This is a genomic window from Paramaledivibacter caminithermalis DSM 15212 (assembly GCF_900142245.1).
Lineage (GTDB): Bacteria > Bacillota > Clostridia > Peptostreptococcales > Caminicellaceae > Paramaledivibacter > Paramaledivibacter caminithermalis.
In genome coordinates, this window is sequence record NZ_FRAG01000039.1 from 20,767 (window position 1) to 34,521 (window position 13,755).

A 13,755-nucleotide genomic window follows, 5' to 3' on the forward strand; every position below is an offset into this window, starting at 1 on the left:
CCTCATTGGATAGATTATTTTGCATAACTTCCCACTAAAATCATAAACTCTCCGAGCTGGGTTCCATACTCTGGTCCGCCTTCCATTATCAATTTACCCTTAGTTGTTGATTCAATCATATCATCTCTTTCAAGCAATATTCCTAAAGCACTATCTACAGAATCAAAACGCATAGTAAAAAAGGGTTTTGACCGCTTATATATACCTCTAACAGCCTTTGTCTTTCCAGATTTTACCTTTATATAAGCTGATATCTCTGGTTTGCCATCGACAACCCAAGCATATACTCTCTCTGGACTTTTTTTAGCCCACTTTGAAACATCTGGATGCCCAGCTTTATTGAGTTGGCTAATTCCAGAAGATAAAAGATAGAAATATAATTTTACAAAAAGTTCTTTTTCCTCCTCATCATCTGGTGGACTAGTTAGCTTTAAAAGATTTCCCATTGTAGTTAAAGCCTTTAGAGTATTTATAAGAAGCTTTACATTGTACCAGCCCTTTATTTTAGGCAGCTTCTTGCTTTTTCCTGAAAAAAAGGCATTGAACTCTGGAATACTTTTAAATTCAAGTTCAATGGTTGGACCTTCTGTAACTCCTTTAACAACAGTCCATTCTCCATCATCTATCAAAAAATGAATACCAACCTTTTCATTTGTATTTTTAGCACTTATTTGTACAATTGCATTTATCCCTTTAAATTTCTTTTTTATATTCTCTTTGCTTTCAATCACTACCTTAACTAAAGGAAGTACCGAGTTCAAAAAAATTTTATTTGCAAATATATCTTCTTGAGTAATCATATCTACACCTCGTCTTCCCAATCTTCATCATCTTCAAAATCTCTGCCCATAAGCTCACGAACTTTTTCTAAAATACCATTAGTGTCAATTTTGTAGTGGGACATAAGATCTTCATGAAGCCCAATTATTGAGAAAGTATCTGGAATTCCTAGTATTTCAAATGCACACGCCTTGCCACTTTTTGCAACAACCTCTGCAACAGCACTTCCTAACCCTCCAATAACATTATGATCTTCTACTGTGATAATTCTACGGGTTTCATGGACTGCTTTTAATATAGCTTCTTCATCAATTGGCTTTATTGTATGCATATCTAAAACCCTTGCCTTTATCCCATCAACTGAATCCAATATTTTTGAAGCCTCCACTGCTTGATGAACACAGGAACCACAGGCTATTATAGTTAAATCTGTTCCATCAGCAAGCTCAACTGCTTTGCCAATTTGGAAGTCATAATCTGTGTCTTTATAAACCTGTTGATCAAAGCCACGATTAATTCGGATATAAATTGGACCTGGAGTTTCATAGGCAGCCTGAACTGCATTGGCTGTTTCCATTCCATCGGCTGGAACTATAACCTTGCAATTAGCCATTGACCTCATTATTGAAAGATCTTCTGTGCATTGATGTGTTGACCCTCCTTGACCAAAGGAAAGCCCAGCATGGGTTGCTATAATTTTAACATTTAGGTTTTGATAGCAAATATCGGTATGAACTTGATCCAAAGCCCTCATGGCTATGAAAATAGCAAAGGTAGATACAAAGGGTACAAGTCCAGCACTTGCCATACCAGCAGCCATACTAACCATGTTTTGCTCAGCAATACCAGCATTAAAAAATCTCTCAGGAAACTTTTTAGCAAAAAGTCCAATTTTAGTTGACTTTGCTAAATCAGCAGAAAGCCCAACTATCTCAGGATGCTTTTCTCCTAAATCACATAAAACCTTTCCATATATCTCACCTGTAGAAAGATGTGCAGCATCAAGCATTGTATATGTTAATCCAGCCATTTTTACACTCCTTTAACTCTTTTTTCAAAATATTTCTGAAGACTTTCTTTGCTTAATCTAACCTTTTCAGAATCAAGTCCTCCATAATGCCACTTATAGTCATCCTCCATAAAATTAATTCCACAACCCTTTATTGTATTGGCTATAATTACTACTGGTTTATCTTCTTCATCAATGGCAAATTCAATTGCCTCAGAAAGTTCATTAAAATCATGTCCGTTGACTTCCTTTACTATAAACCCAAATGCTTTCCATTTATCAGCAAAGGGTTCAAGAGCCATCACATCTTCAGTACGTCCATCTATCATGCACTGATTTCTATCTACTATTGTTACTAGATTAGTGATATTATAATGAGCTATTGCCATTGCAGCTTCCCATACCGAACCTTCGTTACACTCACCATCTCCTAGTAGGCAATATGTAGTAAATGATTTTTTAAGTTGCCTTGCTGCAATACTTATACCCAGTGCTATAGATAGACCATGCCCAAGGGAACCAGTTGATGCATCAACCCCTGGAACTTTATGGCAATCAAGGTGTACACCAAAATTTGATCCAGTATGATTAAAATCCTTTAAAAGTTCTTTATCAAAATATCCCTTATCAGCAAGCACTGGTGCTAATCCTACACCTATATGTCCTTTGCTTAAGATAAATCTGTCCCTATCATCCCATTTGGGATTCTTAGGATCAATATTTAAATATTTATAATATAAAATAGTCAAAATATCCATTGAACTTAATGAGCCACCAATATGCCCACTTCCAGCCCAAACAACCGTATCAACACACAGATTTCTAAGTTCATGAGCTTTCTTTTCAAGTTTTATTAATTCTTGAGAATTTAATGTCATGTCAATCCCCTTTCCTAAAACAATTCTTTATTCCGAGCCTTTACAACTTTGAAAGCCTCATCTGCTACTTCATGGGTAAACTCTATATCTTCATCGGTCATGGCACAATTCATAAACAAATTGTGATGGTTTGTAAAAAATACTCCTCTTTTAACACATTCAGCTACCCACTCTTGATGTAACATCAATGAATCATCGTTGGCTATTCTCATATACCACATGGATGGTTCGCCAGTAACTATTAGATTAAAGCCATGTCTTTTTCCAATATCAACTAATCCATCTGTCAGCTTTTTCCCTTGAGATTTCATGATCTTAGGAGCATTGATTTTTTTGAGTTTATTGATACATGCGATTCCTGCTGCAAAGGGTACTGCCGATAGCCAGTAGCTTCCTGTATACATTACCGATGAAACAGCATCTTTGAGAGCATCGATTCCACATAAAGCTGAGAAATTCCAACCATTACCAAGGGCTTTACAGAAACACATTAAATCGGCTTTAAAACCAAAATAATGGTCTGAACCCTTTAAATCCAAGCGAAATCCACATCTCACATCATCTATTGCCAATACTATACCATTATCAGTACAAAGCTTCCTTATTTTTTGCCAATAATCTTTCTTAGGCAACTCATTATCCATAAATATAGGATGATGATAAGGAGTTGCCATAAAACACGCTATCTCTCCCGGATTTTCTCTTACGATTTTTTCTACCTGATCATAATTGTTCCATTCTACATAAATGTTGTTTGCTACGTCTTCTTCTACAATACCTGGATATCCTAATTTTTGAGTCCAAGGTGCAACTCCATGATACCCACCCTTAACCAATATGGTCTTTTTTCTACCCGTTGCAGCCTTTGCAACCATAAGTGCAAAATTAGTTACATCTCCTCCATTTTTAGCAAAAAATGCCCAGTCAGCCATTTCAACAGTATCTACCAATAATTCCGCCATGTCAATCATAATCGCAAAGGGAGTTGTTGTACAATTCCCAAGCTTCATTTGCTTTTCTACAGCAGCTTCTACGTCTTCATCGTTATATCCAAGAATATTGGGACCATAGGCACACATATAATCAATAAATCTATTTCCGTCTACATCCCATATATATGCCCCCTTTGCTCTCGAAGCAAAGCACGGGTATGCATCTACTGGTATAAAACAACTTGAAGTAGGACCAAGATGCCCATAAATACCTGTAGGTATAACCTTGAGAGCCTTTTGAAACAACTCTCTATTCCTTTTATAATTATAAGTTTTCACTTTTTTCCCCCTTCTTTAATTTAGATAATTTGACACCTGTACTAACAGTTTATTGAAATTATCAATCATAGGAATATATCCTTTCATTTCAAGCCTCCCACTTGAAATACAGCTGTAAGGATCTATCCTACCATTTAACATTGCATTTGCTGTCTCAATGCTATTAAATGTCATTGAAGCCCTTGGAGAATTTACCAGTCCCTTTTTAGCTTCTAAAATTCCATCCTTTACAGTTATATTCACTGTTGGACCATTCTTTACAGATAGCTGTATCGTACCATTGGGAATCCTACCAGCATTTAGTTTGCCTATTTTATCATTATTACCGATTTCCGCAAGGGCAAATATTGCTGTATATATTGTAAATATCGTATTCATCTTTAAATAATTGGATTTTTTTAGAAGTACTTCAGTAGGTTTGAGATAATAGGTAAGTTTGTCTGTTAGCTGGGAAAATTGATTTTTAAGGAAATTTATTTTTGTAAAACCCTTTAGTGGAATTGGATTAGCTTTTCCTAAAATCATATCATTAAAGTGCTCTGGTGATTTAAAATATAGCTTTATATTATTTTTTCCTGTCCCCCTAGTGAAAGTACATTTTCCATCTTCAAAGCTAATTAATGCCCGTGGTCCCCCTTTTACAACAAATTGTAATCCAATGCTTTTACCTTTAATCAAAGCTGCCATTTCCTTATCAAGCGCACATAAATCCTCAAGATTTCGCAAAACAGCATAAAGGTTGATATTCGACATTGTCAAAGCATCCTTCAACTTTACTCCCCCTTCTAACTCAGTATATTGAAAATAGTCTAATAAGGTTTTTACCGAGTTTTATAACAATTTAATAGAGCGAGCGCTCACTCTATTTTTATACTATAAATTTACCACCAAATATGAAAAATGTCAATATAATTTTCTGAAAATTTCAATTATTTTTGCAATTGTTGTATTTATAGCACATCTACAAAAAATTGACTAGAACAAGGTTTAATAGATGTTAATTATCTATAATATCCAAAAAGAAGAAGATGTCACATTTGAAAAGTTAAATTGATACTCTCATTTACCATAGGTAATCCCCATAACAAAAAAAGAAGGAGTAGCTATCCTTCTTTTTTAAATACTTTCAATTCCTCATAGGTAATCTATAAACTAAACATCTGGTTTATTATTTTCATTGTTCACTATATCGTTTCAATTCCTCATAGGTAATCTATAAACCCTGCACCTTTACCTACAACAATATGTCTACCTTTTCCCTGGTTTCAATTCCTCATAGGTAATCTATAAACAATAATTGCGGGTTGCCAAAACTACATGAGTACCCAGTTTCAATTCCTCATAGGTAATCTATAAACCACAATATGAAAGAAAGTAAGAGACAGAGCGTAGAAGGGTTTCAATTCCTCATAGGTAATCTATAAACGTCCTCATTTTCCAGGTAGAGAATATGTTCATCAAGGGTTTCAATTCCTCATAGGTAATCTATAAACCTAATAAAAAGAAACGTAAAAAAGGAGGGCAACCCGGGTTTCAATTCCTCATAGGTAATCTATAAACCATGCAATACTTCACACCGATGTGATGACAGTAGCATAGTTTCAATTCCTCATAGGTAATCTATAAACGGAAAATCATTAGGAGCTGTAAATTTTGCATTTAGTATGTTTCAATTCCTCATAGGTAATCTATAAACCCATTTATCCATTGAAAATGCTGTATTTATATTTTTTCTACATAAATCAAAAATATCCTTCTTTTTCGTATAAAATCTTATAATTATTGAAATTACTATATATTTTCAAAAACTAAAAAGTCGTCGACCTCCCAAGGTTTTTGCATTATTGGAGGTCGACGACTTTTTATATAGTTAATTTTGGTTATTGACATTTCAAATAAATTCATTAAGTTCCAACTATAATTATAACTAAGTAATTTTTTTATATCTTCCTTACTAAGCTATCTATTTTACAAATAAATTCATAAAATAAGTAATTATTCCTGCATTAAAGAAATCAATAAACAAACTTCCTATCAATGGCAGTATGAAGAATGCTCTTGGTGAAGGTCCAAATTTCTCTGAAATAGCATTCATGTTAGCCATTGCATTCGGTGTAGCTCCCATACCAAATCCACAGTGTCCACATGCCATAACGGCAGCTTCATAGTCTCGACCCATTACATTGAATGTTACAAAGTAAGCAAATAATCCCATAAGAAATGCTTGAGCCAATAGCATTACAATAAGTGGGCCTGCTAAATCAGCTAATTGCCATAGCTTTAATCCCATTAGTGCCATTGCAAGGAATATAGATAGTGAAGTATTTCCAATAATGTCAATCTCTTGTCCATATACTTTGTAAGCACCTGTGAAATCTGATATATTTCTAATGATTGCAGCTGCAAACATTGCTCCAATGTATGGTGGGAAAGTCAACCCTGTCTTTTCAAGGATTATTGATAATAAAGTCCCTAATCCCATAGCTATAATAATTTGAGAAGCCCCTGCCATAAAACTATTTGAGTTTAATTCACTTTTAAAACCTACTTCTGTAATTGCTACCTCAGCTAAAGCTATATCGTCTGTTTTTTCTTGTTTTACTAAAAGATTATTTTTTTCAATCAATCGTTTTCCTAGAGGACCTCCAATCATACTACCCATTATTAATCCAAAGGTAGCCGATGCCATAGCAACGGTAGTTGCACCTACTGCTCCTGCTTTTTCAAATATAGGAGCAAATGCACCTGAAGTTCCATGTCCTCCAGTCATAGGAACAGAACCTGTACTAAGTCCTATAAGTGGATTGATTTTGAAAACCTTTGCTAAACTTATACCAACAATATCTTGTAAAATTACTAAAATTATTGCAAATATTAGGAATACTATAACCTGTAAACCACCTTTTTTAAGAAGTTTAAAGCTTGCTGTAAATCCAACTGTTGTAAAAAATGCTGTCATAAATAAGCTTTTAAGGGTCATATCCATTTCAAGGGTTAGCATACCCGTTTGCTTAGATATTAAAATAAAAATTGCAAATATAAGTCCCCCAATTACTGGTGCTGGAATACAAAATTTTTCAAAAAAATTTACTTTTTTCTTAATCCCTTGCCCTAAAAGCAAAACTAAAACTGCTAATGCAAGAGTTTGTACTACATTTAAATTTAATACCATTTAACATACCTCCATATAATAATTTTATGTAATAATTGCATACTATAATTATTATATGGATGCACGACATTATCTCCCCTCTTCCGACAGAATACCACGATATTTTTTTCATTTTTCTAATATTTCATTTTTACAGATCATCACATATCATTTTTCTGATAATTCAACTTTGAGATTATGCCTTCAATAAATTTTTTTATAGATATCTTACCATGCTCTTCCTTTGGATTCTCTATATGTCTCATTTCTTGTTTCACTTGTTTAAAATCAAATAATATGGTACTGTACTCAGAAAATTTAATATTATAGTAATCATCATGTCCTAATTCTGCAATAGTTTGAAGTGATTTTTGAATAACTCTTCTTATTCTTTTTTCTATAGTTCTCTTGTTTATGGGTTCATTTATTTCTAAACTTCTTTCTTTTGCAATTTCTTCATATATTTTTTGCAAATGATAATTAGCAGCTGGATTTCTTCTTTTTATGTCTATTATTTTAAGTATTATATCCCTCAGTTCATTGCTACCCGTCATTCCAATAATACCTATATCCGTAAGTATATTAGAAATTTCTTCATCTAAACTACTTTTTCTTGCAGAACTATCACCCTTTATTACACCTATATTTAATACTGTATTTTTTATTAATGCAACTGACTTTTCCAAATCAATATTACGACAAACTCCTTTAATAACATTAATAGCTTCAATATTATTTATTGGTTTACTAATGAAAAACAATATTCCACTCTCATAGGCCTTAGAAATCATCTCATCATCTTCAACCTGTGAAATCATGATGAACTTTCCTTTATAGCCTTGTGATTTAGCAGATTTTATTATCTCTATGCCATCTTTAACTGGCAAAAGCAAATCTATAAGTACAATATCAGGATTATAAAAAACGATTTCCTCTGCTCCGTGTTCTCCGCTATCTAACTCACCTACTAATTTGCCTAGATTATTTTTTCTTATCAAAAATCCAAGCATCTTTCTAATATTTACATCATCATCTATTATTAAAAATGTCTTATCCATATTCATCACCCAATCAATGATTTTTTTGGTATTGCTAATTCAACTGTGGTGCCAATATTTGGACGTGACTTTATTTCAATATTTCCCTCTAAATCTTCAATAATATTTTTTATATGAGAAAGCCCTATACCAGTAGATGGTTTTCCAGTTATTACATCGTATTTAGTTGTAAAACCTGGATTATAAATATAGGGAAGGAGCTCTTTATCTATACCTTCTCCTGTATCAATAACTTTAAAGTAAATATTTTCTTCATCACTTAATTGAACTATTTTGATTGTATCTCCATCATCACTAGCATCTATACTATTTATAATTAGATTGTTAAGCATAGAAAATAAAGAATAATAAGTTTTTAATATAAAATTATCAGCATAGTTAAAGGAAATTTTGATTTCTTTATTATTTTCCTTAAGATATCTAATTGTATTATCTCTAATAATTGCAAAAATATCAGAAAGTCTCATTGTATCATCATTTTCAAAATCCTTTAAAAAAGCTTCAAAGCCCCTTATTACTCTATAGTAATCTTTCTTTATTTCGTGAACTTCCCTTGAAATATTCAGTGTCTCTTCCTGTAGTTCTTCATTATCCTTATAGGTCTCATATAAACTATAGCTTTTACTCATAACCCTTTCTATATCCTTCATGGATTTTTTCAAGTAAAACATTTCTGCTTGAATATCTGAAACTAATTTATTAAGTTGACTATATCTTTTTTGATGTTCTCTGGCAAGTATAAATAACTCTTGCTTCTTGTAAAACCAATATATAAAATATGCTATAAAGCTCCTTATAATCCCTACAAGAAAAATGATTTGTATAATATTAAATGATACATTATTTCTTACAAGTGCCTCTAAAACATTGCTAGAGGAATCAATTATTGTTAGTAAGAATATGGTTTTTACAAGATTCTCCTTGTCCTTTCTAACCTTTGTACTAAATGCCAATAAACCATAGGACATATAATAAAGCATTGCAGGAAAATTCAGTATTACAGCCTCTTTAACAGCCATTGTTTTAAAAAACATAGCTAGAATATTTCTAATTATAAAAACTGCTGATCCACATAAAAAAGATAGCTTTAGTTCAGAAATCTCTTCTCTCATAAGAAGGAATAAGCTTAAAGCTATAACACCTACAGAAAATCTCAAGCTGCTTGAAAAAGGATAAAAATATATTTCACTTAAGAAAGCAATAGCTAATGTGAACAATAAATATTTCTTGAACTTTTTCATCCCTATCTCCCATCATTTCAAAACATATTTTTTAATATTTTTACTATTTTTTTAAAAATATAGATTTCCCATAGTAAAACTTAATTTATACATATCAAAATATCCAGAGTTTTTGAGGATTTTTGATGTGTATAAATTAATTGTTTTACTGGAATATCTATGTAGATTTCCCATAGTAAAACTTAATTTATACATATATCCAAACAAAAAAATGCACAATATACTGTGCAACTTTTTATTTAACCTATTCTATTATACAACCTTTACTAAAATAATTGAATACTTTTTATTTATTTTCATTCTTAGATTTGTTATAATGAATGTTGCATAATTATATTTTTATAAACCATATTTTCCAAGATATTAAAAAACATTAAAATGCAAACAATATTAGTGGGTGATAATATGTCGTATGAATTAATTATTAAAGAAAATAGTAATATTAAAAATTTCATTATTGAAGAAAGTGAAGCAGAACTAGCTCTCTATGAGGCCATAGATACTTTGCAGCTGTGGATGGGTGCCGATTGGATGAGAAATGCAAAGGATCGACTAAATAAATCCTTTAATACCTTTGAAAAAGAATTAGAAACAAAGGGCAAGACCGAGCTAGGATATAATATCATGTTAAAAAAGAAAAAATAAGGGCGGCTACAAAGTCGTCTTTATTTATCTTCCTTCATGACAAGCTTGATCTAGAACTATTACGAGAGCTAGTATAAATGGGTGACTTTCAGCATCAGATATCTCAACACCATATGTATCACCAAATGAAAACCATTCTTTACTAATATTTGCTATCACTCTGTCTTGTGAAAGAATTCTATACTCATGAGCTAAAAAATCTCCTTCTAAAGTATATTCTTTTCCATTACTTTCAATAGATAATTCCGTTCTAAACAATGTAAATTTTTTCTTTATTTTAGCTATTATTTTACCATCAATATATATTTTGTATACTGGCAAAAAATTAAAAAGTTCTTGCTCAATATAAACTAATTCTTTACCTTCAATATCATATAACCTTAATTTTTTTCCCAGTGAAAAAACTTCTCCCTTAACGGAATATATATCCTCTTCAAATTCATTTTTTATATTAAACCCTGTTCTTAAACTAAATATTTTTTGCTTTATCATATATTTCATTTTTAAAGTCTCCCCTATTTTAATATTTTTTGACTTTATAATTTCAATGCACATAATACAATAATATATTTTAATAAATCTTCATTAGATATGTATTTAATGCAGGTTAGGACTTCATATTCTTCACCAAAATTCACTCAAATGTATATTATAAAGGATAGAACTAATATATTTGAATGGAGGTATTTTATGAAGAGATTGAAGCCTGAAAAATTAAATGTTGAGTTTCGCTTTGGAGTAACTCCTATAAGTCCAATTATCGACCGACATTATACATTGACTCATTCTGATATCACAGGTGAGCTTTTTTTAACAATAGGATTAGAATATGCCTATGATAAGATCGGACCTATAAGAGATGAGTTGTTAGCTAAATGGAATTATGATAATAATAAGTATATTCTTTTTGCATATGTTTATGTTGATGGACAACATGGCTTATCCATGACAGCATTACGCAATAGAATTTTTGTTAAAGAATTACCATTAGCACTAGAAGCCATAAGATATGGAGATAGAGCTCTTTTCCAAAATTATCCCATGTTAGATAGCTCACCAATATTTATACACTTTTATTCCATGGACCCTTATTTTAATCGTATTGAATACAGGGGTACCCCATCAGATTATATAGGAATTTAAGTAAAGACTTTAATTTATACATATCCAAAACGCCCAGAAACGTTGCGTATTTGTACATGTATAAATTAAGTTTTACTATGTAAATTCTATAAATAGCTTAAAACCTATCTTTAATTAGTCTTGTCTTCTTATTTTTCCACTATCTTTTTTATAAGATTTTCTTGGACAAATTCACTTTTACTTATTCCTTTTTTTAAATTGAAATATCTTATTTGCTTATATTTTATACTATCTATTTCAAAATCTAGTATATCTATTCTATCACCTTTATAAATCAAAGGTTCTTTTTTTCCATTTACAAATATTTGAACTTCCATATCTTTTTCTCCTTTATTAAGTTAGCATTGTAGTTTAATCTCCAAAGAACTATCGGTCTATTAGACCAAGCCTAATGCTTTTTTTGCCAATTGATCAGCTTCTTCATTATATTTATCACCTGAATGAGCTTTTACTTTTACAAACTTTATTTTTACTTTATCAGATACTTCATCATAGTATTCTTTATACTTCATAGTTCCAGCTTTTCTGGCCTTCCAAGAGCCACTGCACCATTTTTCAATACCTTCATAGTCATGATATATTGTCAAGCTAGAAGCCTTTTCCTTTAAAGCAAATTCCATGGCTATTTCTGCACCTTTGATTTCCCCTGCCACATTCCTCATATCAGCCAAATCTTTATTGTCACCTAATTTACTGATAGTTATTTTTTCTTCTTTATATAGAATAACAACTCCTGATCCATATTGATGGGTTTTGCTATCGTAACTTCCATCAACATAAGCAATCACTTCACTATTTAATTTGTTGAACTCATCAACACTAAAAACATCTTTTTCATTATTATTATCATTACAATTGTTTATGTATTCTAATGCTTCTTTTTCTGTCTTAAATTTTTTAAACTCAGCTCCTGAATATCCTTTTACTTGTTTTTCACACTCTGCCCAACTATTAAAAATTCCAGTTTTTTCACCTTTTCTTACAGCATATACATATTTGCTTTTTTTTTCAGACATATGTACCTCCTCATATTTTGGGGTCAGGGTTTAAAAGTTGTTCGCTGACCCCGTTTCTTCGTAATTCTATTGCTAAATTAAAATACTGTGCTGTCTAGCAATTCAATCTTTCCTAAATTATTTTTCCCAATAATAACTTGAAAACCTATTGGTCCTTCGGATGTTGCTGTAATATTTGGAAAATGAAGCACTGTCTCTATGTTCTTATTCATGTTGAATTTTCTTTTTATTTCACGAGCCTCCATTACTATTCTTTTTATACTATTCTTATCATAATGCCTAAGCATATTTCTTACTTTGATTTTAGATTGACATACTTCACATGTAATATATTTCTCTGGGTCTTTTCCTTTTAACAAACTTTTAAGATCATCTCTTGATATATTTGCTAAATCTATGCTCTCACTATCATTCAAATCTTCTTCAATAACTTCTTTTGTTACTGCTACTTCTTGAAGAGAAGTTGAAGTATTTATCATACTCAAATTAGTTAACAATTCTACCACAAAATCGAACATATTAATTTTAGCATCGGTTCTCATAAATGCAGTATTTTTTAAATAATGATGAACCATGTTAATTTGAATATCTCTTTTATTATATCCCAAATTTTCTGATTCTAATTGGTATAATACTGTATCTAAAACATACTTTTCTTCCCTCTGTAACTTTGTCAACTTTTCAACACCCTTTAATAAAGGGGCTTGATATCCCTCAACATTAACCATTCCGTCTAATGAAATGCCTTCTAGTAATCTCTCTATCAAACTTGGTTTATCAATTAAGTATTCATAAAAATCTTCTGATGAAATCTTTGATTTAACAGGCAAACCAATATCTGAAAGAGTAGATTTTAAAAGCATTAGATCTGATGTACTCCAATATCCTTTTGTCAGATGAAAAAATCATTAGCTATACATGCTATTTTTTCAATATCATGAAGATCACAATATTCTACTCCATTATACATTCGATATTCAACAGTTATATTCCAATCATGAAGCGCAACATTTCTTTCTAACTTTTCTATTCTTGATTCCATTTGAATTAAATCTGATCTAGTATGTTTAAAAAATACAATCATTGCCTTGTAAATTTTATTTATTTCTTCATCCATTTCTATTACCAATGTATTTAGTTTATTATTCACTGCTGTTATAATATCAAATGCCAATAAGTTTTGTTCTGCAAGCTTTTGAATCATTTGCTGAGATGCATACTGTGCTTTAGTTAAATTTCTGTCAATGTCAGCTCTTATTTTCGTATTTTTTCCTGTAAATCCATTCCAAAATCTTTTTAAAATTATGTCATAGGGACGTTTCGTTTGTCATGTCTTTATGTCATAGGGACGTTTCGTTTGTCATGTCTTTATAGCTTTTTCAATAATTCCTCGCCACACTCCCAATACCCTACTTAATTGCCTTATACTTGCTCCTGTTGATTTTCTTATATCTGATATTATCTTATCTCTATCAACTCTATTAAGAGTATTAACTTCATCTATTTTATATTCTCTTCTTAACTTTTCTTTCAGCTCTATATCTGTGTATTTTTTCTTTTCTT

At 31.2% G+C, this 13,755-nt stretch carries 16 protein-coding genes and 1 CRISPR repeat array; of the genes, 2 read left to right on the forward strand and 14 right to left on the reverse strand.

Annotation, left to right across the window (positions count from 1 at the left end):
• Positions 1 to 14: 14 nt before the first annotated feature.
• The 8 genes from BUB36_RS13325 to BUB36_RS13360 form a co-directional block, all read right to left on the reverse strand.
• Entirely contained in the window at positions 15 to 800 is a 786-nt protein-coding gene (locus BUB36_RS13325) for a hypothetical protein (RefSeq protein WP_073151165.1), read from the reverse strand.
• A gap of 2 nt (positions 801 to 802) precedes the next feature.
• On the reverse strand, positions 803 to 1,810 hold the full coding sequence (locus BUB36_RS13330; RefSeq protein ID WP_073151168.1) for a transketolase family protein: 1,008 nt from the start codon (positions 1,808 to 1,810) through the stop codon (positions 803 to 805).
• Positions 1,811 to 1,812: 2 nt separating this feature from the next.
• On the reverse strand, positions 1,813 to 2,667 hold the full coding sequence (locus tag BUB36_RS13335; RefSeq protein ID WP_073151171.1) for a transketolase: 855 nt from the start codon (positions 2,665 to 2,667) through the stop codon (positions 1,813 to 1,815).
• A gap of 14 nt (positions 2,668 to 2,681) precedes the next feature.
• Entirely contained in the window at positions 2,682 to 3,938 is a 1,257-nt protein-coding gene (locus BUB36_RS13340; protein WP_073151174.1) for an aminotransferase class III-fold pyridoxal phosphate-dependent enzyme, read from the reverse strand.
• 15 nt (positions 3,939 to 3,953) lie between these two features.
• Entirely contained in the window at positions 3,954 to 4,709 is a 756-nt protein-coding gene (locus BUB36_RS13345; protein WP_084112042.1) for a hypothetical protein, read from the reverse strand.
• Between the two features lie 352 nt (positions 4,710 to 5,061).
• Positions 5,062 to 5,634: a CRISPR direct-repeat array (repeat unit 30 nt; unit sequence GTTTCAATTCCTCATAGGTAATCTATAAAC).
• A gap of 267 nt (positions 5,635 to 5,901) precedes the next feature.
• A complete protein-coding gene (gene gltS, locus BUB36_RS13350) occupies positions 5,902 to 7,110 on the reverse strand; it encodes a sodium/glutamate symporter (protein WP_073151177.1) in 1,209 nt (402 codons plus the stop codon).
• Between the two features lie 140 nt (positions 7,111 to 7,250).
• On the reverse strand, positions 7,251 to 8,147 hold the full coding sequence (locus BUB36_RS13355) for a DNA-binding domain-containing protein (RefSeq protein ID WP_073151180.1): 897 nt from the start codon (positions 8,145 to 8,147) through the stop codon (positions 7,251 to 7,253).
• A gap of 5 nt (positions 8,148 to 8,152) precedes the next feature.
• Positions 8,153 to 9,388 (reverse strand): ATP-binding protein, encoded by a 1,236-nt coding sequence (locus tag BUB36_RS13360; protein ID WP_073151183.1) that lies wholly within the window; start codon positions 9,386 to 9,388, stop codon positions 8,153 to 8,155.
• Between the two features lie 405 nt (positions 9,389 to 9,793).
• Between BUB36_RS13360 and BUB36_RS13365 the strand changes: the two genes are divergently transcribed.
• On the forward strand, positions 9,794 to 10,033 hold the full coding sequence (locus BUB36_RS13365; protein WP_073151186.1) for a hypothetical protein: 240 nt from the start codon (positions 9,794 to 9,796) through the stop codon (positions 10,031 to 10,033).
• Positions 10,034 to 10,057: 24 nt separating this feature from the next.
• Here the strand turns inward: BUB36_RS13365 and BUB36_RS13370 are convergent, their stop codons facing one another.
• A complete protein-coding gene (locus BUB36_RS13370; protein ID WP_073151189.1) occupies positions 10,058 to 10,534 on the reverse strand; it encodes an LURP-one-related/scramblase family protein in 477 nt (158 codons plus the stop codon).
• Between the two features lie 189 nt (positions 10,535 to 10,723).
• Here BUB36_RS13370 and BUB36_RS13375 point away from each other — a divergent pair, with 189 nt between their 5' ends.
• Complete coding sequence (locus BUB36_RS13375; RefSeq protein ID WP_073151191.1) at positions 10,724 to 11,176, forward strand: staygreen family protein; 453 nt, start codon at positions 10,724 to 10,726, stop codon at positions 11,174 to 11,176.
• 128 nt (positions 11,177 to 11,304) lie between these two features.
• Here the strand turns inward: BUB36_RS13375 and BUB36_RS13380 are convergent, their stop codons facing one another.
• From BUB36_RS13380 to BUB36_RS19750, 5 genes are all read right to left on the reverse strand, one after another.
• Entirely contained in the window at positions 11,305 to 11,493 is a 189-nt protein-coding gene (locus BUB36_RS13380) for a hypothetical protein (protein ID WP_073151194.1), read from the reverse strand.
• Between the two features lie 60 nt (positions 11,494 to 11,553).
• Positions 11,554 to 12,192 carry a ribonuclease H1 domain-containing protein gene (locus tag BUB36_RS13385; RefSeq protein WP_073151197.1) on the reverse strand — a complete coding sequence of 213 codons (639 nt, stop codon included), beginning with the start codon at positions 12,190 to 12,192 and terminating at the stop codon, positions 11,554 to 11,556.
• A gap of 77 nt (positions 12,193 to 12,269) precedes the next feature.
• Positions 12,270 to 13,055, reverse strand: a complete 786-nt coding sequence (locus tag BUB36_RS13390; protein ID WP_073151200.1) for a hypothetical protein — start codon at positions 13,053 to 13,055, stop codon at positions 12,270 to 12,272.
• A 29-nt stretch (positions 13,056 to 13,084) separates the two neighbouring features.
• On the reverse strand, positions 13,085 to 13,396 hold the full coding sequence (locus tag BUB36_RS13395) for a hypothetical protein (RefSeq protein ID WP_073151203.1): 312 nt from the start codon (positions 13,394 to 13,396) through the stop codon (positions 13,085 to 13,087).
• 156 nt (positions 13,397 to 13,552) lie between these two features.
• Positions 13,553 to 13,755: hypothetical protein (locus BUB36_RS19750; protein ID WP_330390498.1), on the reverse strand; the 203-nt coding region annotated here is incomplete at its 5' end.